At 71.3% G+C, this 23,700-nt stretch carries 20 protein-coding genes and 3 pseudogenes; 8 read left to right on the plus strand and 15 right to left on the minus strand.

Annotated features, from left to right (window positions below; all coding sequences use genetic code 11):
- Positions 1-19 precede the first annotated feature (19 nt).
- Both ACFVFH_RS30400 and ACFVFH_RS30405 read right to left on the minus strand, forming a co-directional pair.
- Complete coding sequence (locus tag ACFVFH_RS30400; protein WP_383774477.1) at positions 20-1,303, minus strand: aspartate aminotransferase family protein; 1,284 nt, start codon at positions 1,301-1,303, stop codon at positions 20-22.
- A complete protein-coding gene (locus ACFVFH_RS30405; protein WP_383774479.1) occupies positions 1,300-2,142 on the minus strand; it encodes a nitrilase-related carbon-nitrogen hydrolase in 843 nt (280 codons plus the stop codon). Before ACFVFH_RS30405 ends, ACFVFH_RS30400 begins: the two co-directional genes overlap by 4 nt.
- A 254-nt stretch (positions 2,143-2,396) precedes the next feature.
- On the opposite strand from ACFVFH_RS30405, the gene ACFVFH_RS30410 reads away from it, so the two are divergent.
- Together ACFVFH_RS30410 and ACFVFH_RS30415 are read left to right on the plus strand one after the other, a co-directional pair.
- The gene (locus tag ACFVFH_RS30410; RefSeq protein ID WP_383774481.1) at positions 2,397-3,665 is read left to right on the plus strand and encodes an aminotransferase class I/II-fold pyridoxal phosphate-dependent enzyme; all 1,269 of its coding nucleotides are present in this window, start codon (positions 2,397-2,399) and stop codon (positions 3,663-3,665) included.
- A gap of 114 nt (positions 3,666-3,779) precedes the next feature.
- The gene (locus ACFVFH_RS30415) at positions 3,780-4,874 is read left to right on the plus strand and encodes a Rieske 2Fe-2S domain-containing protein (RefSeq protein WP_383774483.1); all 1,095 of its coding nucleotides are present in this window, start codon (positions 3,780-3,782) and stop codon (positions 4,872-4,874) included.
- A 477-nt stretch (positions 4,875-5,351) separates the two neighbouring features.
- On the opposite strand, the gene ACFVFH_RS30420 is transcribed toward ACFVFH_RS30415, so the two are convergent.
- A complete protein-coding gene (locus ACFVFH_RS30420) occupies positions 5,352-5,621 on the minus strand; it encodes a helix-turn-helix domain-containing protein (RefSeq protein WP_266429042.1) in 270 nt (89 codons plus the stop codon).
- Between the two features lie 41 nt (positions 5,622-5,662).
- On the opposite strand from ACFVFH_RS30420, the gene map reads away from it, so the two are divergent.
- Positions 5,663-6,430 carry a type I methionyl aminopeptidase gene (gene map / locus ACFVFH_RS30425; protein WP_383774485.1) on the plus strand — a complete coding sequence of 256 codons (768 nt, stop codon included), beginning with the start codon at positions 5,663-5,665 and terminating at the stop codon, positions 6,428-6,430.
- A gap of 33 nt (positions 6,431-6,463) precedes the next feature.
- Here the strand turns inward: map and ACFVFH_RS30430 are convergent, their stop codons facing one another.
- Both ACFVFH_RS30430 and ggt read right to left on the minus strand, forming a co-directional pair.
- A complete protein-coding gene (locus tag ACFVFH_RS30430) occupies positions 6,464-7,177 on the minus strand; it encodes a glycoside hydrolase family 75 protein (RefSeq protein WP_383774487.1) in 714 nt (237 codons plus the stop codon).
- Between the two features lie 178 nt (positions 7,178-7,355).
- A complete protein-coding gene (ggt, locus tag ACFVFH_RS30435; RefSeq protein WP_383774489.1) occupies positions 7,356-9,164 on the minus strand; it encodes a gamma-glutamyltransferase in 1,809 nt (602 codons plus the stop codon).
- 105 nt (positions 9,165-9,269) lie between these two features.
- On the opposite strand from ggt, the gene ACFVFH_RS30440 reads away from it, so the two are divergent.
- Together ACFVFH_RS30440 and ACFVFH_RS30445 are read left to right on the plus strand one after the other, a co-directional pair.
- A complete protein-coding gene (locus tag ACFVFH_RS30440; protein ID WP_383774491.1) occupies positions 9,270-9,995 on the plus strand; it encodes a hypothetical protein in 726 nt (241 codons plus the stop codon).
- A gap of 460 nt (positions 9,996-10,455) precedes the next feature.
- Positions 10,456-10,841, plus strand: a pseudogene (locus ACFVFH_RS30445) (transposase); the annotation flags it as partial.
- Between the two features lie 29 nt (positions 10,842-10,870).
- Here ACFVFH_RS30445 and ACFVFH_RS30450 read toward each other — a convergent pair.
- From ACFVFH_RS30450 to murJ, 4 genes and pseudogenes are all read right to left on the minus strand, one after another.
- Positions 10,871-11,389, minus strand: a complete 519-nt coding sequence (locus tag ACFVFH_RS30450) for a hypothetical protein (protein WP_383774493.1) — start codon at positions 11,387-11,389, stop codon at positions 10,871-10,873.
- Positions 11,386-12,859 (minus strand): annotated as a pseudogene (locus ACFVFH_RS30455) (sensor histidine kinase). The gene ACFVFH_RS30450 and the pseudogene ACFVFH_RS30455 overlap by 4 nt, the downstream one beginning before the upstream one ends.
- Complete coding sequence (locus tag ACFVFH_RS30460) at positions 12,856-13,539, minus strand: response regulator (protein WP_383774495.1); 684 nt, start codon at positions 13,537-13,539, stop codon at positions 12,856-12,858. Before ACFVFH_RS30460 ends, ACFVFH_RS30455 begins: the two are co-directional and overlap by 4 nt.
- A 67-nt stretch (positions 13,540-13,606) precedes the next feature.
- Positions 13,607-15,280: a murein biosynthesis integral membrane protein MurJ gene (gene murJ, locus ACFVFH_RS30465; RefSeq protein ID WP_383774497.1), complete on the minus strand. Its 1,674-nt coding sequence runs from the start codon at positions 15,278-15,280 to the stop codon at positions 13,607-13,609.
- Between the two features lie 343 nt (positions 15,281-15,623).
- On the opposite strand from murJ, the gene ACFVFH_RS30470 reads away from it, so the two are divergent.
- Together ACFVFH_RS30470 and ACFVFH_RS30475 are read left to right on the plus strand one after the other, a co-directional pair.
- Positions 15,624-16,841, plus strand: coding sequence for an Ig-like domain-containing protein (locus ACFVFH_RS30470; protein WP_383774499.1), 1,218 nt, complete (start codon positions 15,624-15,626; stop codon positions 16,839-16,841).
- Positions 16,842-16,932: 91 nt separating this feature from the next.
- Positions 16,933-17,261 (plus strand): annotated as a pseudogene (locus ACFVFH_RS30475) (CocE/NonD family hydrolase C-terminal non-catalytic domain-containing protein); the annotation flags it as partial.
- Positions 17,262-17,319: 58 nt separating this feature from the next.
- Here ACFVFH_RS30475 and ACFVFH_RS30480 read toward each other — a convergent pair.
- From ACFVFH_RS30480 to ACFVFH_RS30500, 5 genes are all read right to left on the minus strand, one after another.
- On the minus strand, positions 17,320-18,192 hold the full coding sequence (locus ACFVFH_RS30480; RefSeq protein WP_383774501.1) for an amino acid ABC transporter permease: 873 nt from the start codon (positions 18,190-18,192) through the stop codon (positions 17,320-17,322).
- Positions 18,189-18,833: an amino acid ABC transporter permease gene (locus ACFVFH_RS30485; protein WP_383774503.1), complete on the minus strand. Its 645-nt coding sequence runs from the start codon at positions 18,831-18,833 to the stop codon at positions 18,189-18,191. The genes ACFVFH_RS30480 and ACFVFH_RS30485 overlap by 4 nt, the downstream gene beginning before the upstream one ends.
- A gap of 17 nt (positions 18,834-18,850) precedes the next feature.
- Positions 18,851-19,762, minus strand: coding sequence for a glutamate ABC transporter substrate-binding protein (locus tag ACFVFH_RS30490; protein ID WP_383774505.1), 912 nt, complete (start codon positions 19,760-19,762; stop codon positions 18,851-18,853).
- A gap of 14 nt (positions 19,763-19,776) precedes the next feature.
- Positions 19,777-20,520, minus strand: a complete 744-nt coding sequence (locus ACFVFH_RS30495) for an amino acid ABC transporter ATP-binding protein (RefSeq protein WP_383774507.1) — start codon at positions 20,518-20,520, stop codon at positions 19,777-19,779.
- 123 nt (positions 20,521-20,643) lie between these two features.
- Entirely contained in the window at positions 20,644-21,084 is a 441-nt protein-coding gene (locus tag ACFVFH_RS30500) for a DUF6278 family protein (protein ID WP_383774509.1), read from the minus strand.
- Positions 21,085-21,616: 532 nt separating this feature from the next.
- Here ACFVFH_RS30500 and ACFVFH_RS30505 point away from each other — a divergent pair.
- On the plus strand, positions 21,617-22,795 hold the full coding sequence (locus ACFVFH_RS30505) for a Cmx/CmrA family chloramphenicol efflux MFS transporter (protein ID WP_383774511.1): 1,179 nt from the start codon (positions 21,617-21,619) through the stop codon (positions 22,793-22,795).
- Between the two features lie 114 nt (positions 22,796-22,909).
- Here the strand turns inward: ACFVFH_RS30505 and ACFVFH_RS30510 are convergent, their stop codons facing one another.
- A complete protein-coding gene (locus ACFVFH_RS30510; RefSeq protein ID WP_383774513.1) occupies positions 22,910-23,689 on the minus strand; it encodes an exodeoxyribonuclease III in 780 nt (259 codons plus the stop codon).
- Positions 23,690-23,700 lie beyond the last annotated feature (11 nt).

The raw sequence follows: 23,700 nt of genomic DNA on the forward strand, positions 1-23,700 counted from the left end.
GCCGCTCCCGCTCCTGGTCTCAGCCCAGCGACCGGAGCGCCTGGGCCAGGATCCCCGCGCCCTCCTCCGCCTCCGGGATGGTCAGCGAGAGCGGTGGCGCGATCCGCAGCACGCTGGTGTCGTGACCGCCGCCCTTGCCGATGAGCAGCCCGCCCTCGCGGGCCGCTTCCAGCACGGCCGCGGCCGCCTCCGGGGCCGCCTCGTCGGTGCCGGGCCTCACCAGCTCGATGCCGATCATCAGGCCCCGGCCGCGTACTTCGCGCACCCACTCCGAACCCGCGCCGACCGCCCGCAGCCGCTCGATCAGCAGCCCTCCGACGCGCCGGGCGTTGCCCTGCAGATCGTGTTCGAGGAGATACGCGAGGTTGGCGAGACCGGCCGCCATGGTGACCGGGGAGCCGCCGAACGTCGAAATCGAGTTGGCGTCCAGGCAGTTCATGACCTCGGCGCGGGCCACGACACCGCCGATCGACATCCCGTTGCCGATCCCCTTGGCGAAGGTGAGGATGTCGGGCGGCCCGTTCTCCCCGTGCGCCTGCCAGCCCCAGAAGTGTTCGCCGGAGCGGCCCCAGCCGGTCTGCACCTCGTCGGAGATCCACAGGACGCCGTGCCGGTCCAGGACCCGGCGGAACGCCGCGTACAGGCCGTCGGGCGGTGAGGTGAAGCCCCCGACACCCTGGATGGGTTCGGCGATCAGGGCGGCCGGTGCGCGGGTGTGCCCGAGCAGGTCCTCCAGATCGGCGACGCAGGCCGCGATGAACTCCGCGTCGCCGAGGTGCGCGTATGGCCCCCGGGTGCGGACGCCGCCGTGCACGTACAGCGTCTGCAACGGCGACAGGCTCGTCGGAGACCAGGCGCTGTTGCCGGTGATGGAGACCGCGGAGAACGATCTGCCGTGGTAGCTGTTGCGCATCGCGAGGATCTGGTTCGACCTGCGGTACGCCGTGGCGAGCAGCAGCGCCGTGTCGTTGGCCTCGGTGCCGGAGGTGGTGAAGAAGACCCGGGCGTCGGGGATGCCCGAGAGCGTGGCGACGCGTTCGGCCAGCTCGATCATCGGCCGGTTGAGGTAGAGCGTGGAGGTGTGGATGATCCGGCCGGCCTGCTCGGCGACCGCCTTGGTCACCTCGGGCAGCGCGTGGGCGGTCATCGTGGTGAGGATGCCGCCGAAGAAGTCGAGGTAGCGCCGGCCGTCGGCGTCCACGACGTGGCGGCCCTCGCCGTGGGTGATCTCCAGGGGGTGCTTGTAATAGAGCGCCAGCCAGTCGGGGCTGACGGCGAGATGGCGCTGATGCAGACTGCTCACGGCTCCACCAGTCCTTCGTACGCGTCGGGGCGGCGGTCCCGGTAGAACGCCCACTGCTGCCTGACCTCGTCGATGAGGCCGAAGTCGAGGTCGCGGACGAGGAGTTCCTCCTCCTTGTCGCTGGCGACCTCGCCGACGAACTGGCCGCGCGGGTCGACGAAGTAACTCGTCCCGTAGAAGTCGTTGTCGCCGTACTCCTCCTGGCCGACGCGGTTGATCGCGGCGACGAAGTACTCGTTGGCGACGGCGGACGCGGGCTGCTCCAGCTGCCAGAGGTAGCCGGAGAGGCCGCGCGAGGTGGCGGACGGGTTGTACACCAACTGGGCTCCGTTGAGGCCGAGTTGCCGCCAGCCCTCGGGGAAGTGCCGGTCGTAGCAGATATAGACGCCGACCCTGCCGACGGCGGTGTCGAAGACCGGCCAGCCGACGTTCCCGGGCTTGAAGTAGTACTTCTCCCAGAATCCCTTGACCTGGGGGATGTGGTGCTTGCGGTACTTGCCGAGGTAGGAGCCGTCGGCGTCGATCACGGCCGCGGTGTTGTAGTAGAAGCCGGACTGCTCGACCTCGAAGACCGGCACGACGATCACCATGCCGGTCTCGCGGGCGAGATCCCGCATCCGGCGGACGGTCGGCCCGTCCGGGACCGCCTCGGCCCAGCGGTAGTGCTCGGGTTCCTGCACCTGACAGAAGTAGGGGGCGTTGAACACCTCCTGGAAGCCGATGATCTTCGCGCCCCGACGGGCGGCCTCGCGCGCATGCTCCTCATGCTTGGCGATCATCGATTCGGTGTCGCCGGTCCAGGTCGCCTGGACGAGTGCGGCGCGAACGACTGGGGACATGAGCTGCTCCTTCGACGCGGCGTCAGAGAGCCTCAACGCATTTCTACGCCCGTAGACACGTGCGTAGGGGAGAACGTAGGCCCCGTCACACAGCGGGGCAAGACCATCGCCGTGAACCGGCGGAGTCGATCATGTTTCACACCCGTGCGGTCCACACGTCCCCGCTCCGGGCTCCCGGGCCGCGGGCGCCCGGCGCCGGTTTGTATTCTCGGCACAGTCCCCTGTCCGAGCGGCACCCTGCGAGAGGAAACACCATGACCACCGAGCTGAGCCCCGACGCCCTGTCCGGGCTCCTCGACCGGGCCCGTCGGGACTACCAGGACCTGGCGGGACTCGGGCTCTCGCTCGACCTCACCCGGGGCAAGCCCGCCCCCGAGCAGCTCGACCTCTCCGAGGACCTGCTGAGCCTGCCCGGCGGGCGGCACACCTCCGCCGACGGCACGGACGTACGCAACTACGGAGGGCTCCAGGGACTGCCCGAGCTCCGGGAGATATTCGCCGGGGTGCTCCAGGTGCCCGCCGGTCAGCTGCTCGCGGCCGGGAACTCCAGCCTTGAGCTGATGCACGACTGCCTGGTGCACGCGCTGCTGAGTGTGCTGCCGGGCGCCGAGTCGCGCTGGGTGGACCAGGAGCGGATCGCGTTCCTGTGCCCGGTGCCCGGATACGACCGCCACTTCGCGCTCTGCGAGCGCTTCGGGATCGACATGATCCCGGTGCCGATGACCGCCGAGGGCCCGGACATGGACGTCGTGGAGCGGCTGGTCGCCGAGGACCCGGCGGTCAAGGGCATCTGGTGCGTGCCGAAGTACAGCAACCCGGACGGTGTCTGCTACAGCGACGCGACCGTGGCCCGGCTCGCCTCGATGGACACCGCGGCCCCCGACTTCCGGATCTTCTGGGACAACGCCTACGCCGCCCACCACCTCACCGACGAGCCGGTCGAGATCGCCGATCTGCTCGCCGCCTGCACCGGGGCCGGGAACCCGGACCGGGCGTTCGTGTTCGGTTCCACCTCGAAGATCACCGCGGCGGGCGCCGGCGTCGCGTTCTTCGGCTCGTCGCCCGCGAACGTCCAGTGGCTGCTCGGCAACAACGCCAAGCGTTCGATCGGCCCGGACAAGGTGAACCAGCTGCGGCACGTCCTGTTCCTCCGGGACGCCGACGGGGTGCGCGGCCACATGGAGCGCCAGCGCGCCCTGCTCCAGCCCAAGTTCGAGGTGGTCGCGCGGATCCTGGAGGCCGAGCTCGGCTCCACCGGGCTCGCGTCCTGGACCTCGCCCAAGGGCGGGTACTTCGTCACCCTGGAGGTGCCGGACGGCTGCGCCAAGGAGGTCGTGCGCCGTGCCGCCGAGGCGGGCATCGTGCTGACCCCGGCCGGTGCCACGCACCCGTACGGCGACGACCCGCGCGACGCGGTCATCCGGATCGCGCCCAGCTACCCGGGTCTCGGGGAGCTGGAGCAGGCGATCGCGGGGCTCGCCGTCTGCGTCCGGCTGGTGGGGTACGAGCAGCGGTCGCGCTGACCCCTCCGTCAACCCTCTTTCCCGATCTCCCCGTCCGGGTGATGTGCGGTGTTTCGGGAGGATCCGGGTTCGGTCTGGGCAGGCTCCAGGCGATCGAATCCGGAAGGGGATGTGGTGGGAGAGTCACGCGAGTACGGGCGCGTCATCAGCGAGGGGCCGACACCGGCCGATGCTGCGGGCGCGCCCGCCTTGCCCTATCCGAGCGGCTGGGCCGCGCTGGCGTTCTCCGACGAGCTGCGGCCGGGCACCGTGCTCACCCGGCCGCTGGCCGGTCAGGACGTGGTGCTGTACCGGCTCGGCTCGGGAGCGATCCGCGCCGTCCGCCCGTACTGCCCTCATCTGGGCGCCCATCTCGGCCTGGCCGAGGTCGACGGCGACGACCTCGTCTGCCCCTTCCACTTCTTCGCGTTCGGCCCGGACGGCACCTGTGTGCGTACGGGATACGACACGGCGCCCCCGAGGTCGCCGCTGTCGCAGCTGCCGGTGCTGGAGGTCAATGGCGCCGTGTTCGTCTGGCGCCACCACGACGGCCGTGAGCCGGACTGGACCATTCCCGACTGGCACGTCATCGGTCACCGCCCGGCGCGCAGCGCGGCCTGGGAGCTGGCCGGCAATGTCCAGGAAGTCATCGAGAACTCGGTGGACCTCGGTCATTTCGCCACCCTGCACGGCTGGAACCGGGCCGAGATCGGCGGGCCGGTGGTCTACGACGACGCCACGTTCCATGTGTCCATGCGGGCCCATGAGTCGGCGCCGCTCCTGGGCGACTTCGTCGTCGAAGTGGAGGTGGACGGCTACGGGCTCGGCTGTCTGCACGCCGATGTGTACACGCCGCGGCTGGGGCTGCGGATGTGCACCATGGTGATGCCGACGGCGATCGCGCCCAACCGGATGCAGTTCCGCCAGCTCAACCGCATCGCCTTCGACGAACCGTCCCGGCTTCCGGCCCCGCTCGCCCGTACGGTGAGCCGCACCGCGGCCCGGCTGCTGGACCGTGCCGTCTTCCGGTCCAGTTGCGAGTTCACCGCCGCGGACTTCCCGATCTGGCACCACAAGCAGTACCAGCAGCCGCCGCGGCTCGCCCAGGGCGACGGCCCGATCGGACCGTTCCGGCGCTGGGCCCGTCGGTTCTACCCGGTGCCACCGGGACAGGGCCGCCCGATGCTCCTCGACCTCGTCGAGCGGACGGAGGGCGCCGAAGCCCGGTAGGCCCCCGGGCCGTTCACTCCGTGCGTGCATCCCGGGCCCTGCGGCGGCAGCGGGTCGGCCGGGGGGCGGGGGTACAGGGGGGCACGGGGGTACCGGGGGTACGGGGCGCGGGTCGCCATGAGCGAGCGGGCCCCGGTCCGCTCCGCTGCTCGTCGGGCGGTGCTCGTGGCCCGCCCCCGGGGCACCGCTCGCGGCCGGCGCAAGGTACGGGGTCGGTCGGCACGGGGCACGGACGCCACGGCCCCACCGAAAGCCTCCGATCACCACGTCACACCTCCCCCCATGTCACGCGCCACCACGTTCACGCCTCCCCCACGCCATGCGCCACCACGTCACACCTCACGGCGCACCGGCGCCGGCCGCCACCGTCGGCGCCGCGCGGACGCCGCACCGGACACGGCCGCCAGGTCCTGGAACAGCGACTCCCCCACATACCGCGACCGGAAAGCGGCGTGCCACCGCACCGCACCGCACCACCTACCCGGCCAGCGGCACCACGTCCGGCTCCGGGGCACAGCGGGCGAGGATCTCGTCCATCGAGAGTCCGAGCGCCCCGGCCAGTGCCGCGACGGTGAAGAAGGCGGGGGTGGGGGCGCGGCCCGTCTCGATCTTGCGCAGCGTCTCGGCGGAGATTCCGGCGCTCGCCGCGATCTCGACCATGCTGCGCCCGCCGCGCGCCTCGCGCAGCAGCACTCCGAGGCGTTCGCCGCGACGGCGCTCTTCCGGGGTCAGGGGCGTTCGTACCATGCCGTCATTCTAATACCGCTCGGACCGGTATAGTAATTGGCATGGTGCAACTCAAGACAGACACATCCATCGAAGCCATGCGCGAGACCGGCCGGGTCGTGGCGCAGCTGCTGACCGCCGTACGGGAAGCGGCGGCGGTCGGCGTCTCCCTGCTCGAACTGGACGAAGTGGCCCGCGGGGTCCTGCGGGAGGCGGGCGCCGGCTCGCCGTTCCTGAACTACCGGCCGCATTTCGCGCCCACCCCCTTCCCCGCCGTGATCTGCGCATCGGTCAACGACGCCATCGTGCACGGCATCCCGACCGCCCAGCGGCTGCGCGACGGCGATCTGGTGAGCATCGACGCGGGCGCGACGCTGGGCGGCTGGGCCGGTGACTCGGCGATCAGCTTCATCGTCGGCCGGGCCCGGCCCGCCGACACCCGGCTCGTCGAGACGGCCTTCGAGGCACTGGAGGCGGGCATCGCGGCGGCGGTCGTCGGCAACCGGATCGGCGACATCGCCCATGCCATCGGCTCGGTCTGCCGCGGCGCGGGGTACGGCATCCCGGAGGGGTTCGGCGGCCATGGCATCGGCCGGTCGATGCACGAGGACCCGGCCGTCCCCAACGAGGGACGACCGGGTCGCGGCATGTCGTTGCGGCACGGCATGGTGCTGGCGATCGAGCCGATGCTGATCGGCAGCGGCGCGGACGCCTTCCACCCGGACCGGGACGGCTGGACGCTGCGCACGTCCGACGGCAGTCGCGCCGCGCACGCCGAGCACACGGTGGCGATCACCGACGACGGCCCGCGCATCCTCACCGCGCTGTGACGCCCCGGGCCCGTCCGATCCGCCGACCTCGCTCTAGTTGTTCTGGATGAACTGCTTGGCGAGGGCGTCGCCCGCGGTGACGGCGGCGCTGTGGCTCTCGATCGGTGACACCTTGGAGTTCTTGAACAGGATGTAGGTGACGCCGGAGTCCGCGCCACCGGTCTCCGGGTCCGGGTCGATGCCGAGGGCCTTGGCGGTGGCGTACGAGGCCTCACCGATGATCTTGTTGGGGCCGGTGTCACCGACGACCGCGTACTCGACCTTGTTGTTGTAGATGACGGCGACCACACCGCCGCCCTTGATACCGGCATCGGCGTAGTTCCAGATGCTGCTGGCGCTGGGCACGACGACGTACGGCAGCTTCTCCGCGTTGAGCGGCTTTCCGGCCGAGGTGGGGAACGCCGTGTCGTTCTGGAACCACGGGTCGGTGTCCTCGTTGCAGGCGGCGGTGATCTCTCCGTCGCAGTCGATGTCCATGTCGGCCTTCCAGAACACGGCGCCGTTCTTGCCGCAGACCGGGACGGTCGCCGAAGTCTCCTCGTCCGTACGGTACTTGCCGTTCGAGATCTGGGAGCACGAGGTGACCTTGGCCAGCAGGTCGGCCGCGCTGACGGAACCCTCCCTGAGCTCCGATCCGGTCCGGTCCGCACCCCGGGCCGGGTCGGCGTGGGCCGCCGGGGTCAGGGTGGCGGCGGCGAGCAGGGCGGCGCCGGAGGCGGCAGCGAGGGCGAGCGTTCGAGTACGCACAGTGGGGGTGCCCTTCCATTAGGAAACTTTCCTTACCGACGCGCACAACATGTCCCCCGGCAGCCTCCCCCGTCAAGACCACGGGGCCGACCGCTTGCCCGATGCGGCAAGCAACCGGCCCCGTGGTGAACGGAATTGATGTTCTGTCAACTCAGGTCCGCCGTACGGCCGACCGCCGTCACGGGCGTCCGCTCGGCCTCACGACCATGGCCGATCCGCCGCCCCGGCGCACCTTCTCCGCTGCCGCCAGCCACCGCCCGTCCGGCAGGCGCTGCACACCCGTGGCCGCCCCGATCTCGGGGTTCAGCTTGAAGGCATGCCCCAGGGACTCCAGTTGCGACCGCAGCGGGCTGTTCCACAGCGCCGGTTCGAGCTCCGTCGTCGCCGCGTTGCGCTGGCTGGCGCGCGGCGCGGCGATGGCGTCGACCAGGGGGAGCCCCCGGTCGACCGCGCCGATGAGCGACTGGAGCACCGTGGTGATGATCGTGGCGCCACCGGGCGACCCCAGGGCCAGCACCGGCTCTCCGTGCTTCAGCACGATCGTCGGCGAGATCGACGAGCGCGGACGCTTGCCCGGACCGGGCAGGTTCGGGTCGTGGACCGCCGGATCGGCGGGCGCGAACGAGAAGTCCGTGAGCTCGTTGTTGAGCAGGAAGCCGCGCCCCGGCACGGTGATGCCGCTGCCGCCGGTCTGCTCGATCGTCAGGGTGTAGGCGACGACATTGCCCCACTTGTCGGCCACGGTGAGATGGGTGGTGTTCTCCCCCTCGTACGTGGTCGGGGCGGCCTTCCCGCCGGCCCCGCACTTCTCCGGGTGCCTCGGGTCGCCCGGTGCGAGCGGGCTGGTCAGCACCGCGTCGTCCTTGATCAGGCACGCCCGCGCGTCGGCGAACCGCTGACTGAGCAGCTGCCGCGTCGGCACGTCCTCGAACGCCGGGTCGCCCACCCAGCGCCCGCGGTCCGCGAACGCGATCCGGCTCGCCTCGATGTAGCGGTGCAGATACCGTGCCTCGCTCGCCTTCGAGAGGTCCGTGGACTCCAGGATGTTGAGCGCCTCGCCGACGCTGGTGCCGCCGGACGAGGAGGGTGCCATGCCGTACACGTCGAGACCTCGGTAGCCGGTCCTCGTCGGCGCCTGCCGCAGTGCCCGGTACGACCGCAGGTCCTTCGTGGTGAGGCTCCCGGGCCGCACCACCCGGGTGGACTTCGGGTCGACGGGCGGGTTGCGGACGGTCCGTACGATGTCGTCGGCCAGCTTGCCCCGGTACAGCTCACGGACGCCCTTGCGGCCCACCTCCTCGTAGGTACGCGCCAGGTCGGGGTTCTTGAACACCGATCCGACCACCGGCAGCCGGCCGCCGGGCAGGAAGATCTTCCTGGTCGCCGGGAAGTCGGCGAACCTGGCCTGATTGCCCTCGGTCTGCGAACGGAACGTGCTGTCGACGACGAATCCGTCGGCGGCCAGGCGCTCGGCCGGTTTCAGCACCTGCCGCAGCGACTTGCTGCCCCAGGTGTCGAGTGCGGTGTCCCAGGTGGCCGGGGTGCCCGGGGTGCCCACGGCCAGTCCGCTGGTCACGGCGTCGTCGAAGGCGAGCGGTTTGCCGTTCTCCAGGAACAGTGAGGAGTCCGCTCCGCGCGGCGCCGTCTCCCGGCCGTCGATGGTCTCCACGGTGTGCCGCCGGGCGTCGTAGTAGACGAAGTAGCCGCCTCCGCCGAGGCCCGCGGAGTAGGGCTCGGTCACCCCGAGGGCGGCCGCGGTCGCCACGGCCGCGTCCACCGCGTTGCCGCCCTTGCGGAGCACCTCGATACCGGCGGCCGAGGCATCCGCGTCGACACTGGACACCACCCCTCCGTACCCCACCGCGACGGGCGACTTGGGTGGCTCCGCGGACGGTGGCGCGGACGAGGACGGGGCGGCCGCCCCGATCGTGACGACAGCGGCGAGAACGGCCGACAACGACACACTCCGCGCGACGGAACGTCTCATGCGCACCTCCAAGTGCAGGATCGTCCGCGCAGGGTAGCGCCGAGCCGCCCACTCCGTCAGGACCGCCGTGCGGCCGGGTGCGTACGCCCGCTAGCATCCCCGCCCATGACGGACGACGTACGCAACATCGTGCTGGGCGTGATAGCCGCCGGCGTCAGCGCCTCGCTGGGCTGGATCGCCCGTACCCATCTCTGGCGCCGCAGGCTCCGGCGCAAGCAGGCGTTCTTCGGTCTGCCGGACAACGCGGAGTGCCTGCTCGTCGTCAACCGCGACGCGGGCGGCGACGGTTCGGTCCACCGCCACGACGTCTTCGCCCTGCTGGAGCTCTCCGCGCTCGTCAAGGACTGTTCGGCCCACGCGCAGATCCTCTCCCACGACATGGTGCGGCAGGGCTTCGGCGAACGCACCGAGTTCTGTGTGGGCGGGCCGGTCTCCAATCGGCGGATGGCCGCCCATCTGCAATCGCTGCTGCCCGGGGTGAGGATCAACACCGACCCCGAACCCGGTCCGGAGCGCAACGCCTTCCAGATCGGTGCGGAGCGCTACCGGGTCGAGAAGGGCGTCGCGGAGTACGTGGTACTGGCCCGGGTGACGGCGGGTCAGGAGGCCCGGCCGGTCTTCCTGTTCTGCGGGCAGCAGGCGATCACCAATCAGGCGGCCTCCCGCTATCTGGCCCGCAACCACGAGAAACTGGCCCGCAAGCACGGCAACGACACCTTCTGCCTGCTGCTGAAGGTGGTCAACTCGCAGGCGTACGGGCCCGATGTGGTGGAGCTCGTCGCCGATGTGACCCGCGCCGCGCAGACCCCCGTACCGGCTCCGGGCGCCTGAGGGCTCTCCGTGATTCCTGGCGGGCGCGCGACGACGGCTACGGCACCTCGCCGCGTTGTCGGAACAGCCCTCGGCTTGTTCTCTATCGTCTGGCGCTCCTGAAGTGGTGCGGGCAGAGTGGGCGGTATGAGAGACAGTTCCGGCCCTGTTCCTGTGGACGTAGACGACCGTCAGGCGGTAGAGCACATCCTCGGTCGTTCGTTGAACCAGACATGGCCGACGGGTGCGCTGGGACCGGGTAGCCGGGTCGTGGTTGTTCGTGCCCTGGACTGGGATGGTCCCTGGCAGGCCGAGTTCGCCGGAACGGTCGATGCCATGGGTGCACCCGAACCCGACGAACATGCCCAGGCGCTCGATGGCGAGCTGCTGTACTGGGTCACCTTCGACACTCCGCAGTACGACAGCGACGGGAACGGCCCCTATCGCAAGGCCCGGATCCGGGGCCGGTACCTGAGGACCGGGTCGGAGCCCGAAGCACAGGCGTTCCGACGGACCAGAGTTCCGGTTCACCAGGCCGGAGACCTGGCCTGGGCCCGCGATCACCACGGTCACCGACCAGGGCAAGGCCGAGACCCGGGCGTGGGGCCGGGTCCGTCCAAGGCTCACCCCCCGATCCTTCCGGCTCGACCACGATGGTGAACTACCCCTGGTCGAGGGCACGCTGACGCGATGGAAGGTGGAACACCCGTCGAAGGACCGGGATGCGCCGCCCGTGTGGCCATGGTCCTCCAGGACCGGTGATCGTCGCCCACACCCGGCTGCGGCTCGCCCGGACGACGGCCGCCGACCTCCGCCGGCCCTGGGAGAACCCCGCTGCCCGACCGGCTCACCCCGGCCCGGGTCCGCCCGAGGGACGGGCCCGGTCTGCGCGCGGATCACACGGAGCAGCGGGCGGGCCCGATGACACCGTCGGTGCCGGTCACCGTCACCGCCTCGCCCCGGTCCGCGGTGCGGGCCTGGGCCGCGGTGCAGATCAGCTGCCGACGGGCGGTTCCGGAGAGCCCGGTGACCGGTGCGTTCACCCGGACCCGGACGCCGGTCGGGCCCAGCTCGATGTGCACCTTCGCCCGGACGTAGGGGAGTTCGGTTCGCAGCCCGGTCGCCACCTCGTTCTTGTTCGGCCCCTCGAAGAGCAGGACGAGCGCCTGGCCGGATTCCGGTGGCGCCAGTCGCGAACCACCCTCCCACGGCACCTCGTTGGGCCGTACCACGGGCATCAGCCGGTTCGCGGAGGACGAGGAGACGAAGTAGAGCAGTGTGCTCTGCTCGCGTCCCGGTGCCACGTCGACGAACGCCGGGTCACCGACCTCGACGACGTCCGTGGCCCGGATCCCGCACCCGGTCGCCAGCAGCGCGAGGGGCAGCAGGGCGCCGAGGACGCGTCCGGCCCTCATGACCCCGCCGACGGCTGTTCCCGCGCCGGTCCCGACGGCGGCAGCAGTGGGATCTCCACCGTGAAGAGGGCGCCGCCCCCGGGGCCGTTCGCGGCGCGCACGGTGCCGCCGTGCAGCCGTACGTTCTCCTGGGTGATCGCCAGCCCGAGTCCGCTGCCGGCCGAACGGGTGCGGGCCGCGTCGGCCTTGTAGAACCGGTCGAAGACATGGGGCAGCACGGCGGGGTCGATGCCCGGACCGCTGTCCGCGACCTCGGCCAACCGGCCGGTCCGCCGTACCCCCGCGCTCGGCGCGCAGTCGTACCGTGACGGGCTCGGCGCCGTGCCGCAGGGCGTTTCCGACGAGGTTGGCGACGATGACGTCGAAGCGGCGGGGATCGAGCAGCGCCCTTATGCCGTCGGTGAGTTCCATACGGATCCGGTCCTGCCAGTGCCGGTTCTCCAGGGTCTTGCGGACGGCTTCGGCGACGTCGACCTCGTCGAGGTGGAGGTCCGCGGCCTTCGCGTCGAAGCGGGAGATCTCCATCAGGTCCTCGACCAGCGCGGCGAGCCGGTCCGTCTCGGTGCTGATCAGCCGGACGGCGGCCGCGGTGTCGGCGGGCAGCCGGGCCGCGTCCTCGTCGAGCACCTCGGTGACGGCGAGCATTCCGGCGAGCGGGGTGCGCAGTTCGTGCGAGACGTCGGAGGCGAAGCGCCTGGCCCGGGTCTCCGCGCGTCTGAGTTCCGCCACGGACTCCTGGAGTTTGGTCGACGACTCGTTGAACGTCCGGGCGAGTCCGGCGAGTTCGTCGGAGCCCCGGACCTCGATCCTGGTGTCGAGTTCGCCCCGGCCGATGCCCGTGGCGGCCCGGCGGAGGTCGCGCACCGGGCGCAGGACGCTGCGGGCCGCGAGCAGCGCGGGCACCAGCGCGATCAGGAGGGCGGGCAGGGCGCCGTCGCGGGCGGCGGTCACCATGGCCTCGACATTGGCCTCCTCGGTGGAGAGCGGCATCGCGGCGTAGAGGACGAGCCCGGTGGGCTGTCCCCCGTCGCCCCGGTCGACATGGGCGGGCATGCCGACGGTCAGCCAGGGCGTGCCGTCCTCGACGACCCGCTGGAAGGCGCCGTGGGCACCGCCCCGGGCCGCGGCCCGCAGTCCGGGGGTGATGATCCCGGGGGCGGGCCGGTCCGAGGAGGAGACCCGGACCGTGCCGTACTCGGCGAAGACGGTCCAGGGGTGCGGTTTGCCCTCCCTGGCCAGGCCCCGGCAGACGCGCCGCAGCTGTTCCTCGTCCATCGGCAGGGTCACGGCCTGTGCGCCGATCCGGTCGCGGAACTGGTCGACGGCCGTGTCCTGGGCCTGCTTGAGGATGGCGGAGCGGGCCTCGCGGTAGGTGAGGGCAGCGGTGGTGGCGGCGCTGATCGCCGCGACCAGGAGGAAGGCGCCGACGAGGCGGGTGCGCAGTCCGAAGCGGACGGCGGGGGTTCTCATCCGAGCGGTCCGAAGCGGTATCCGAAGCCGCGCACGGTCTGGATGTACCGCGGGCTGCCCGCCACGTCCTCGATCTTCTGCCTCAGCCGCCGCACGCACGCGTCGACCAGCCGCGCGTCCCCGTGGTAGCTGTGCTCCCAGACGTGTTCGAGGAGGTGCTGTCTGCTGAAGACCTGCTCGGGCGCGGCCGACAGGTGGAGCAGGAGCTTCAGCTCGGAGGGGGCCAGCGGGACGCGCCGCCCGGCCTTGGCGACCGAGAGCCCGGCGCGGTCGACGGCCAGTTCGCCGTGGATTTCGGTGCCGCCGCGCCCGGCGGGGCCGGAGAGCCTGCGCAGTACGGCCCGGATCCGGGCCTCGATCACTTCGGTACGGGCCGGCTTGACGATGTAGTCGTCGGCGCCCGCCTCCAGCCCGACGACCACGTCGAAGTCGTCGCCGCGGGCCGTGAGCATGATGATCGGCAGCTGGCTGGACTCCCGTATCCGGCGGCACACCTGGACGCCGTTCATCTCCGGGAGCATCAGGTCGAGCAGGACCAGATCGGGCCGGAACTCCCCCAGCGCGGCCAGCCCCGCCTCGCCGCTCCCCACGGCGCGCAGTTCGTGGCCGCGCCGGCGCAGCCCCAGTTCGACCCCCTGGCGCACGGAGGGGTCGTCTTCGATCAGGAGCACGCGAGGCATGGCAGCAGTATCCCAGCGCGCACGACGCGGATTCGAACCGGTGGGCGAAGCGGAAGTGCCCGGCGGGTCATGCCCGCCGCAGCCGTCCGCGGCACGCCGCGATCGCGGCGTCGATCTCCCGCAGCCCCAGCGGCCGTGCCAGCAGCGCCACGACGAGCAGCAGCACGAGGGTGCCCGCGCCCACCGCCGCGAAGTCCCCGGACCCGGCGCAGGCACGGGCGGCCAGGTACGCCGACAGCCCGGCGGGCACGGCGGCCGCGATCAGCCGGAGCTGCGCCCACAGCGCGCGCGAGCGCAGCAGCGGGGTCCGGGCGGTCCCGGCCGCCTCCCCGCGCCCCAGCCTGCGGTGCAGCACGTGCCCGGTGGCCACGAAACCGGCGAACAACGCGACGGTGTAGGCGCCGGCCATCCCCGTCACGGCCCAGCGGACCGGCAGCAGGAGGTACGCGGCGACCGAGAGCCCGGCGTTGAGCGCCGCGATCATCAGGTTGAGGAGGAACGGCGTACGGGTGTCGCCCATCGCGTAGAAGGCCCGGGACAGCACGTACTGTCCCGAGTAGGCGACGAGTCCGGGCGCGAAGGCCATCGTCATGCCCGCCATCACGGCGATGTCCGCGTCGTCGGTGCGTCCGTACCCGTACACCGCTCCCATCACCCAGGGGGCCAGCGCGAACAGCAGGGCCACCGCGGGCACCACGGCGGCGGCCGAGGTGCGCAGGGCGTACGAGACGTCGCGCCGCAGGCCCGGCAGGTCGTCGTCGGCCGCCGCCCGGCTCATCCGGGGCATCAGGGCGGTGACGAGCGAGACGGTCACGATGCCGTGCGGCACCACCCACAGCTGATAGGCGTAGCTGTACGCGGTGTAGCCCGCGCCGCCCGCCGAGCCCAGGTCCTCGGCGCGTTGGCCGATGGTGGTGGAGAGCCGGGTCACCACCCAGTAGGCGATCTGGTTGGTCAGCACGAGGGCGACCAGCCAGCCCGCGGCGCGCAGCGGCCGGGTGAGGCCGCTGCCCCGCCAGTCGAAGCGGGGCCGCCAGCGGAACGCCGCGGCGCGCAGCGCGGGCGCCAGGGCAAGCGTCTGGACCACGATCCCGGCCGTCGTGCCCCAGCCCAGCCACTGGGCCTGTGCCGGGGTGAGGGTGCCGTCGGAGGTCACCGCGATGCCCAGGTAGATCCCGAACACGGCGATGATCACCACGTTGTTGAGGACCGGGGCCCACATCATCGCGCCGAACCGGCCCCGGGCGTTCAGCACTTGCCCGAGGACGGTGAACAGTCCGTAGAAGAGGATCTGCGGCAGGCAGTAGCGGGCCAGGGCCACCGTCATCTCCGCCTGTGCCCCGTCGTAGCCGGGGGCGTAGACCGAGACGATCCAGGGGGCGGCGAGGACCGCGACACCGGTGAGGGCGAGCAGGCCGAGGGCGCAGACGGTGAGGAGGCGGTCGGTGTACGCGGCTCCGCCGTCGGCGTGGTTCTTCGCCGCCCGCACCAGCTCGGGGACGAAGACGGCGTTGAGCGCGCCTCCGATGAGCAGGATGTAGAGGATGTTGGGCACGGTGTTGGCGACGTTGTACCCGTCCGCCCGCAGCCCGGTGCCGAGTGCGGCGACGACGACCGCCGAGCGCAGGAATCCGGTCGCCCGGGAGACGATCGAACCGGCCGCCATGACGGCGCCGTTGCGCAGCACGGAGCGGGGCTTGTCCTCGGCGACCGTCGTCGGGGCCGCTTCGGCGGCCGTCACGGGCGAACCCGGTACGGCTCGGATTCCTGGTGCGGCGCGATGTCCGCGGCTTCGCCCACCGATGTCTCCCGCTCCCCGAGTCTCCCGACGACCTGGCTCCGGTTCCGGACTTGCGGTGGAGCCGCCCGGAAGGGCGGTCGTCGGGTCGAGGTCGGAGGATACCCCGCGCGCATGCGCGCAGCGCTCCACGACAGATCCGAGCGGTTTGTATGACCGAATGATGACCGTTGCGCTGCGGTCCATGTCACACAAGGCATTTCCCGGTTTTCGGGTGATTTGTGGAACCTATCGTCGGATGAACGCCTCTCCATCGACGAGAAGCAATGCCTTGGAGGTTTTTCCGTTGACCACTGCACGCCGGTCCGTACGCCGCTCCGCTCCACTCGGCCGCCCGGTCCGGCTCACCCTGATCGCCGGGACCGCGGTGCTCGGCTCCCTGCTCACCGCCTGCTCCGGCGCCGCCGCCTCGGACGGCAAGGACGCGGGCAAGGGCGGCGCGGCCGCGTCGGCCTCCGCCGCCCGGATCTCGGTGAACCTCAGGGGGGAACGGGCCGCCGCGGGCAAGCCGGTCGAGGTGACGCTCGACAGCGGCAGGCTGGCGTCGGTCACGGTGAGCGCGAAGGGGGGCGGGGCGCTGGGCGGACGGATATCCTCCGACGGCAGGACGTGGACCTCGGACCGCCCGGCCGCGCCGGGCACCACGTACGGCGTCGAGGCGAAGAACACCGAGGGCGGCAGCGCGAAGGCCGGTTTCACCACCGTCGCCGCCGAGAAGGTCAACAAGCTGACGCTGGCCCCCGGCAAGAACACCACGGTCGGCGTCGCCCAGCCGCTGTCGATCGTCTTCGACAACCCGGTCAAGGACAGGGCGGCGGTCGAGAAGGCCCTGAAGGTCTCCACCTCGAACCACACCGAGGGCTCCTGGGGCTGGCTGCGGGACTACTCCGGCAAGGACCGCGTCGACTGGCGGCCCAAGGAGTACTGGAAGTCCGGTACGAAGGTCACGCTCGACGCCGATCTCGACGGGATCGACTCGGGCCCGTCCGGCGGCTGGTTCGTACGCGACTACCGGACCGCCTTCACCATCGGCGCCGACCAGCGGGTCGGGGTCGACCTCGACCGCCACCGGCTGGCGCTGAAGCGGGACGGGAAGACCGTCATGGACGTGCCCATGTCGGCCGGTACCCCCGGCGGCGAGAAGGCGTCCTGGCGCGGCACCGCCGTGCTGATGGCCAAGGAGGGCACGATCAACATGCGCTCCGAGACGGTCGGCCTCGGCAACGCCTACGACAAGATGGTCGACTCCTCGATGCGGCTGACCTGGTCGGGGATGTACGCCCACGCGGCGCCGTGGAACGCGGCCTACTTCGGGGTGGCCAACCACAGCTCCGGCTGTGTCGGGATGAGCGACTCCGACGCCGCCTCCCTGTACGAGCAGGTGCGGGTGGGCGACCCGTTCGAGATCACCGGCGCGGACGCCAAGGGCACGGTGGCCGAGGGCAACGGGTACGGGGCGTGGAACGTGTCGTGGTCCGACTGGCAGGCGAAGAGCGCGCTGTAACGGCCCGTCGCGAAGGAGCCCCGCGCACATCGGCCCGGGTGGCGACGGCGGCACCGCCCACCCGCCGGACGCCGCGGCCCGCTGCCGTCCGGGCACCGCGCGGCTCCGCGCCACGGCCACCGGGAACGAGAAAGAGCGGCACCTTCGTCGCGCATCTCCACGACGAAGGGCCGCTCGGCCTGGGCAAGCTGATCAGCAACGCCCCCTATACCTTCACGGGCGGACGCCGGTCGGTCGTTCCCCGCAGACCCGGAGTCGTACTCCACCGCCTACGACGTGCCGGCCGGCCACCGCCTCACCCTGGTGATCGACACCGTCGATCCGTTGTACGTCGAGCACGACCCGACCGGTTCGCAGCTGACCTTCTCCTCACCCGCCACGGGCCCGTCGTGCGGGTCCGTGCCGTTGCGCGAGGAGTGATCACCGGCTGCTGCCGGACGGGCACCGCTCCGCTGGGAACGCCTCACGGCGGCCCCGGCTACTGCACTCCCGGCAGCAGCGTTCCTGGTTCGGCCGGTGCGATCTCCACGGCCTTCATCTTCGGATTGCGCCGTTCCCGCTTGGCCACCCAGGTCGCGAACCAGGAGAGCAGCATGCACATCCCGATGTAGATCGGCGAGATCACCATCACCACGGGGATGAAGGGAAGATCGTAGTCGAGGTTGGACGCGATGAGCTTGCCCGCGTGCAGGAATTCCTCGTAGGTGATCAGAAAGCCGAGCGAGGTGTCCTTCAGCGCCACGACCAGCTGGCTGATGATCGTGGGCAGCATGGCGCGCACCGCCTGGGGCGCCAGCACGAAGGTGGTGACCTGCGTCTTGCGCAGCCCCAGGGCGTACGCGGCCTCGGACTGGCCGCGCTCCACCGAGATGATCCCGCTGCGGAACACCTCGGCGAGCACCGAGCCGTTGTAGAGGGTCAGTCCGGTGACCAGGGCGGGCAGCGGCTGCACCTTCAGCGCCACGAAGACGAAGAAGATCATCACCAGTACGGGCATGGCGCGGAAGAACTCCACCAGCACGGTCGCGGTCCAGCGCACGGCCCGGTGGTCGGAGAGCCGGCCGACCGCGAGCACGGCACCGAGCAGGAGCGAGAGCACCGCGGCGTACGCGAACGCCTTGAGGGTGTTGCCCAGTCCGCGCAGCAGCAGTTCCTGGATGCCCTTGTAGGTGAAGGGGGTCCACTTGGCGCTGGTGAACTGGCCGGTGTCGAAGAGCAGATGGACCACCCAGCCGAGCAGGGCGAGGATCAGGACCGTCGAGACGATCCCGTACAGGAGGTGGCGTCTGCGGGCCGCCGGGCCCGGGATGTCGTAGAGCGCGGTGGCGGAGGCCGCGGTGCGGGTGGTCATCGGGCGACTCCCCAACGCTTCTCCAGCACATGGAAGAGCGCGCTGATGGACAGGGTGATGATCAGGTAGCCGACGGCGATCCAGACGAAGGTCCAGATGATGCTGTAGCCCAGCTCGTTGAGGGTCTTGTAGGTGCCGAGCAGCTCCGTGACGCTGAACGCCCCGGCGATCGCCGAGTTCTTGGCGAGGGCGATGAGCGTGGAGCCGACCGGCGGGATGACCGACCGGAACGCCTGGGGCAGCACCACGGTGTTCAGGGTCTGGCCGAACGTCATGCCGAGGCTGCGGGCCGCCTCGCCCTGACCCGTCGGCACGGTGTTGATGCCCGAGCGCAGCACCTCGCAGATGAACGCGGAGGTGTAGCAGCCGAGCGCCAGGACCGCGAAGACCTTGAAGGGAAGGACCAGGCCGAAACGGGGCAGTCCGAGCAGGACCGCGAAGAAGAGCAGGGTCAGCGGGGTGTTGCGCAGCACGGTCACCCAGACCGTGCCGAGCACCCGCAGCGAGCCGACGGGGGCCACCCGGCAGGAGGCCACGAGGAAGCCGAGGAGCAGGGCCAGGATCGAGGAGTAGACGGTCAGTTCGACCGTGCCCAGGAAGCCCTTGCCGTAGAGCGAGAAATTGTCGGTGAGTACGTCCATGGTCGATGCCCGCCCTCTCAGGTGGCCGGGTAGCGGTCGATGGGCGGGGGCTTCGGCGCGGGCACCCCGGAGAGGCCGAGGGTCGCCTCGAACGCCTTCTTCCAGTTGCCGTTCTTCTCGTTGGCCTCCAGGGCGTCGTTCAGCGCGAACCGCAGGGCGTTGTCGCTGCGCGGGACGCCGATGCCGTACGGCTCCTGGGAGAACGGCTTGCCCACGACCTTCATCTCCTCGGGCGCCTTGGCCGCGAAGCCCAGCAGGATGGCGTCGTCGGTGGTGACGGCGTCGACCTGGTAGGTCAGCAGGTTGTCGACGCAGATCGAGTACGTGTCGTAGGCGACCAGGATCGCCTTCGGGTAGTCGGTGGCGATGCGCTGGTACGGGGTCGACCCGGCGGCCGAGCAGACCGTCTTGCCGGCCAGGTCCTGCGGCCCGTGGATGTCGTGCTCGTCGGTGCGGACGAGGAGGCCCTGTCCGGCCATGTAGTAAGGGCCGGCGAATCCGACGAGCTTCTTGCGCATGGCGTTGATGGTGTAGGTGCCGACGTAGTAGTCGATCTGTCCGTTCTGGAGCGCCGTCTCGCGGTTGGCGGAGGCGATGGTCTTGAACCGGATCGTCTTCGGGTCGAAGCCGAGCGAGGCGGACATCATCTTGGCGATCTCGATGTCGAAGCCGGAGTAGACGCCGGTGGCCGGGTCCTTCTCGCCCAGGTAGGGCTGGTCCTCCTTGGCGCCGACCCGGAGGTAGCCGCGCTTCCTCGCCTTCGTCCAGGTCGGCGAGGCGGGCAGCCGGAAGGCGGTGTCGACCTCGTACACCGGCAGCTGGTCGGGTTTCGGGCCCTTGACCGGCGGGCTGCCCTCCCTGCCGCAGGCGGCGGCGAGCACGGCCAGCAGGAGGCCGGCACAGGCGGTCAGAACTCTTCTCGTACGCAACGCGGAGCCCCCCGTCAGTGCTTGAGGATCTTGGACAGGAAGTCCTTGGCGCGGTCGCTCTCCGGAGCGGTGAAGAAGGCGTCCGGGGTGCGGTCCTCGACGATCCGGCCGTCGGCCATGAAGACCACGCGGTTGGCGGCGGAGCGGGCGAAGCCCATCTCGTGGGTGACGACCACCATGGTCATGCCGTCCCGGGCGAGCTGCTGCATGACCTCCAGCACCTCGTTGATCATCTCCGGGTCGAGCGCCGAGGTGGGCTCGTCGAAGAGCAGCGCCTTGGGGTCCATGGCCAGGGCGCGGGCGATGGCCACGCGCTGCTGCTGGCCGCCGGAGAGCTGGGCGGGGAGCTTGTCCGCCTGCGCGGCCAGTCCGACCCGTTCCAGCAGTTCACGCGAGCGCCGGTCCGCCTCGTCCTTCTTCCGTCTGCGGACCTTGAGCTGGGCGAGCGAGACATTGGCCAGCACGGTCCGGTGCGCGAACAGGTTGAACGACTGGAAGACCATGCCGACTTCGGCCCGGAGCTGGGCCAGCCCCTTGCCCTCCTCCGGAAGGGGTCTGCCGTCGATCGAGATATGACCGGACTCGATCGTCTCCAGCCGGTTGATGGTCCGGCACAGGGTCGATTTGCCGGAGCCGGAGGGGCCGATGATCACCACCACCTCCCCGCGGCCGACGGTGAGATTGATGTCCCGCAGTACGTGCAACTGTCCGTAGTACTTGTTGACGTCCCGCAGCTCGATCAACGGATCGACTGCCATACGCTGCCCTACCCACTGTTCGCTGTGCCGAGGTCAGCGCAAACTATCCAGCCCGAAAAGGGACTTCGTCCCCGACACGCACAAATGGTGCATAAGGCTTCTTATGCGGTTGTAGTGCAATCACTATCCCTCGGCCGACTCCGAGTACACCTGGGAGAGCTCGGGACTGCCCGACATCGCCCAGTCCAGCCCTGCCTCGACCACGTCGATCTCCCGTCCGGAGGCGAGCCGCACCACGGGCCGCCCGCTGGGCCAGATGCTCCAGGCGGCGCCGGGGACGTTGCGCACCAGGACCGTCCCGAGGTACAGCCCCGCGTCGTTGCCCAGCCAGGGCAGCTCCTCGGGGTCGTCGCGCCAGCGCGGCGGCAACTGGTCGAGTGCGGCCAACGAGGCCGGGCTGTCGTCGAGTTCGAGCCCACGCTGTCCCACTCGGACACGCAGCAGCTCGCACTCGGCGAGGAGCTCGGCCACGCCGTCGGGGTCGGCCGCGACGGCGGCGGCGAGCCCCGCACCCCGCACTCCGTCGTGACGCTTACGCCAGTTGTCCAAGAAAGGGATGTTCATACCACTCAGGGTCGCATCCCCGCTGTGCGCAGCACCACAGGGCGCGCGGTCTGTCGTTCGAGTGCTGGACCCGCTGCGTACACCCGCGTGTGCTCCGCCGCACGCGCCGCGCACCCCCCGCCCCGCGAGGAAGGGTGTCGGGGCGGGACCACGCAAGGGGGTGGAGGCGGGGCGGTCCGGGCTGGTACCTTGCCGATCATGTCCAGCCCCGAGTCCGACAGAGGCTAGCCACCGGTCCGCCGGTGGCTGATCCGCCGTCGCATCGCTCCCCTCGCGCCGTACGTCGGCCGGGAGCCGATTCCCACCGGCCGCCGCCGCGCAGGACCGCCTCCGTGTGGGCCGCGCTCCTCCTGTCCGTGCTCGTGCACCGCGCGGTGCGCGTGTGCATGGGCTTTCCGGCTCCGGCGCCTTCCGTCGCCGTGTCACGTCCATGAACTCCCCGGACGTCTTCCGCGTTGCCGCCCGTCGCCACGGGCGGGTGCGGGCCCACACCCCTGCCCGGTCCATCCATCAGCCGTCCATGGGGTTCTTCATGCCATTCGCCGTCTACGCGCTCGGGCTCGCCGTCTTCGCCCAGGGCACCTCCGAATTCATGCTGTCCGGTCTGCTCTCGGACATCGCCGCCGACCTGCACGTGTCCATCCCCGCCGCTGGGCTGCTGACCTCGGCCTTCGCGGTGGGAATGATCGTCGGGGCGCCGTTGACGGCGCTCTTCAGCCGGAACTGGCCGCGCCGCCGCGCCCTCGTCTTCTTCCTCTGCGTCTTCGCCGCCGCCCATGTCGTCGGCGCGCTCACGCCCGGCTACGGGCTGCTCCTCGCGACACGGGTCGTCGGGGCGCTGGCCAACGCGGGCTTCTGGGCGGTGGCCCTGGTGACCGCGGTCTCCCTGGCCGGGCCGGAGGCACGGGCACGCGCCACGTCCGTGGTGGTCGGGGGTGTCACCGTCGCCTGCGTGGCCGGGGTGCCCGCCGGTGCGGCGCTGGGCGGGCACTGGGGGTGGCGGTCGGCGTTCTGGGCCGTGGCCCTGGTCTCCGTACCGGCCGTCCTGGTGATCGCCAGGACCGTTCCGGCGGGGCGGCCGGAGTCCGCTCCCGCTCCCGCCGGTGTGGAGCTGCGGGCGCTGGCCCGCCCGCGACTGCTGTTGACCCTGCTGACGAGCGCCCTGGTCCAGGGGGCGACGTTCTGCGCGTTCTCCTATCTGGAACCGCTCGCCACACGCGTCACCGGGCTCGCCCCGGTCTGGGTGCCCGGTCTGCTGGCGCTCTTCGGACTGGGCTCGTTCATCGGTGTCACCCTCGCGGGCCGGCTCGTCGACGCCAGGCCCGTCGCCCTCACCGCGGCCGGTCTGGTGGCACTGGTGGCCGGATGGGCCGGGCTGGCGCTCACCGCGGGCAGCCCGTTCGCGATGGTGACGCTCGTCCTCGTCCAGGGGATGCTGGCGTTCGGCACCGGGACGGCGCTGATCTCCTGGGTGTTCCGGCTGGCGGGCGACGCACCGACCCTGTCCGGCTCCTTCGCCACGGCCGCGTTCAACGTGGGTGCCGCGCTCGGCCCCTGGTTCGGCGGCCTGGCGATCGGCGCGGGCCTCGGCTTCCGCTCGCCGCTGTGGGTGAGCGCCCTGCTGATGGTCCTCGCGCTGGGCTCCGCCGGGGCCTCGCTGGGGATGCGGCGCGCCACCGGGCACGGCCGGGAGGGCGTCCCCGCGGTCTGACGGACCGCGGCGCGGGAAACCCCGGCCGGCCCCGGCCGGGCGGGGCGACCCCGGCCGGGGCGGCCGCACGGCGGGCCGTGGCCGGGAGCCGCGCCGACGGCCCGGCGACGGACCTCAGACGTCGAGGTCCACGACCACCGGGGCGTGGTCGGACGCGCCCTTGCCCTTGCGCTCCTCGCGGTCCACATAGCTGTCGCCGACCGCCGCGACGAAGGGCGCGTTGCCGTATACCAGGTCGATCCGCATGCCCTTGTTCTTCGGGAAGCGCAGCTCCCGGTAGTCCCAGAAGGTGTACGGGCGGTCGTACTTCAGCGGGCGCGGCATGACGTCCGACAGCCCCTCCTCGCGCAGCGCGGCCAGCGCGGCGCGCTCGGCGGGGGTGACATGGGTGGCGCCCTCGAACAGTGCCGGGTCCCAGACGTCCTCGTCGGTCGGGGCCACGTTGAAGTCGCCCAGGACCGCGAACGGCCGGGGGCCCGCGGCATCCGCGGCGACGGCCTTCCGCAGCGCCTCGAACCAGCGCAGCTTGTACGCGTAGTGCGGGTGCTCGATCTCGCGGCCGTTGGGCACGTAGACCGACCAGACCCGGACCGGGCCGCAGGTCGCGGAGATCGCCCGCGGCTCCTGCGCCCCGTCGTAGTCCGGGCCGTCCGGCAGGCCCTCGACAACGTCCGACAGACCGGCCCGGGAGACCAGCGCCACGCCGTTCCACCGGCCGGTGGCGTTGACCGCGGACTCGTAGCCCAGCTCGCGGAGCGCGTCCGCCGGGAACTGTTCGGCGGTGCACTTGGTCTCCTGGATGCACAGCACATCCGTGCCGGTGCTCTCCAGCCAGGCCAGCAGCCTCGGGAGCCGGGCGGTGATCGAATTGACGTTCCAGGTGGCGATGCGCATGGACGTAAACC

It is taken from the genome of Streptomyces sp. NPDC057697, from assembly GCF_042799335.1.
GTDB lineage: Bacteria > Actinomycetota > Actinomycetes > Streptomycetales > Streptomycetaceae > Streptomyces.

What these genes read in the sequence shown, in the direction of transcription:
- ACFVFH_RS30405 (WP_383774479.1), bottom strand. Translation starts at nt 2,142, where the DNA reads ATGTCCCCAGTCGTTCGCGCCGCACTCGTCCAGGCGACCTGGACCGGC.
- ACFVFH_RS30410 (WP_383774481.1), top strand. Translation starts at nt 2,397, where the DNA reads ATGACCACCGAGCTGAGCCCCGACGCCCTGTCCGGGCTCCTCGACCGG.
- ACFVFH_RS30420 (WP_266429042.1), bottom strand. Translation starts at nt 5,621, where the DNA reads ATGGTACGAACGCCCCTGACCCCGGAAGAGCGCCGTCGCGGCGAACGC.
- map (WP_383774485.1), top strand. Translation starts at nt 5,663, where the DNA reads ATGGTGCAACTCAAGACAGACACATCCATCGAAGCCATGCGCGAGACC.
- ggt (WP_383774489.1), bottom strand. Translation starts at nt 9,164, where the DNA reads ATGAGACGTTCCGTCGCGCGGAGTGTGTCGTTGTCGGCCGTTCTCGCC.
- ACFVFH_RS30440 (WP_383774491.1), top strand. Translation starts at nt 9,270, where the DNA reads ATGACGGACGACGTACGCAACATCGTGCTGGGCGTGATAGCCGCCGGC.
- ACFVFH_RS30450 (WP_383774493.1), bottom strand. Translation starts at nt 11,389, where the DNA reads ATGAGGGCCGGACGCGTCCTCGGCGCCCTGCTGCCCCTCGCGCTGCTG.
- ACFVFH_RS30460 (WP_383774495.1), bottom strand. Translation starts at nt 13,539, where the DNA reads ATGCCTCGCGTGCTCCTGATCGAAGACGACCCCTCCGTGCGCCAGGGG.
- ACFVFH_RS30480 (WP_383774501.1), bottom strand. Translation starts at nt 18,192, where the DNA reads ATGACCACCCGCACCGCGGCCTCCGCCACCGCGCTCTACGACATCCCG.
- ACFVFH_RS30485 (WP_383774503.1), bottom strand. Translation starts at nt 18,833, where the DNA reads ATGGACGTACTCACCGACAATTTCTCGCTCTACGGCAAGGGCTTCCTG.
- ACFVFH_RS30495 (WP_383774507.1), bottom strand. Translation starts at nt 20,520, where the DNA reads ATGGCAGTCGATCCGTTGATCGAGCTGCGGGACGTCAACAAGTACTAC.
- ACFVFH_RS30500 (WP_383774509.1), bottom strand. Translation starts at nt 21,084, where the DNA reads ATGAACATCCCTTTCTTGGACAACTGGCGTAAGCGTCACGACGGAGTG.
- ACFVFH_RS30505 (WP_383774511.1), top strand. Translation starts at nt 21,617, where the DNA reads ATGCCATTCGCCGTCTACGCGCTCGGGCTCGCCGTCTTCGCCCAGGGC.
- ACFVFH_RS30510 (WP_383774513.1), bottom strand. Translation starts at nt 23,689, where the DNA reads ATGCGCATCGCCACCTGGAACGTCAATTCGATCACCGCCCGGCTCCCG.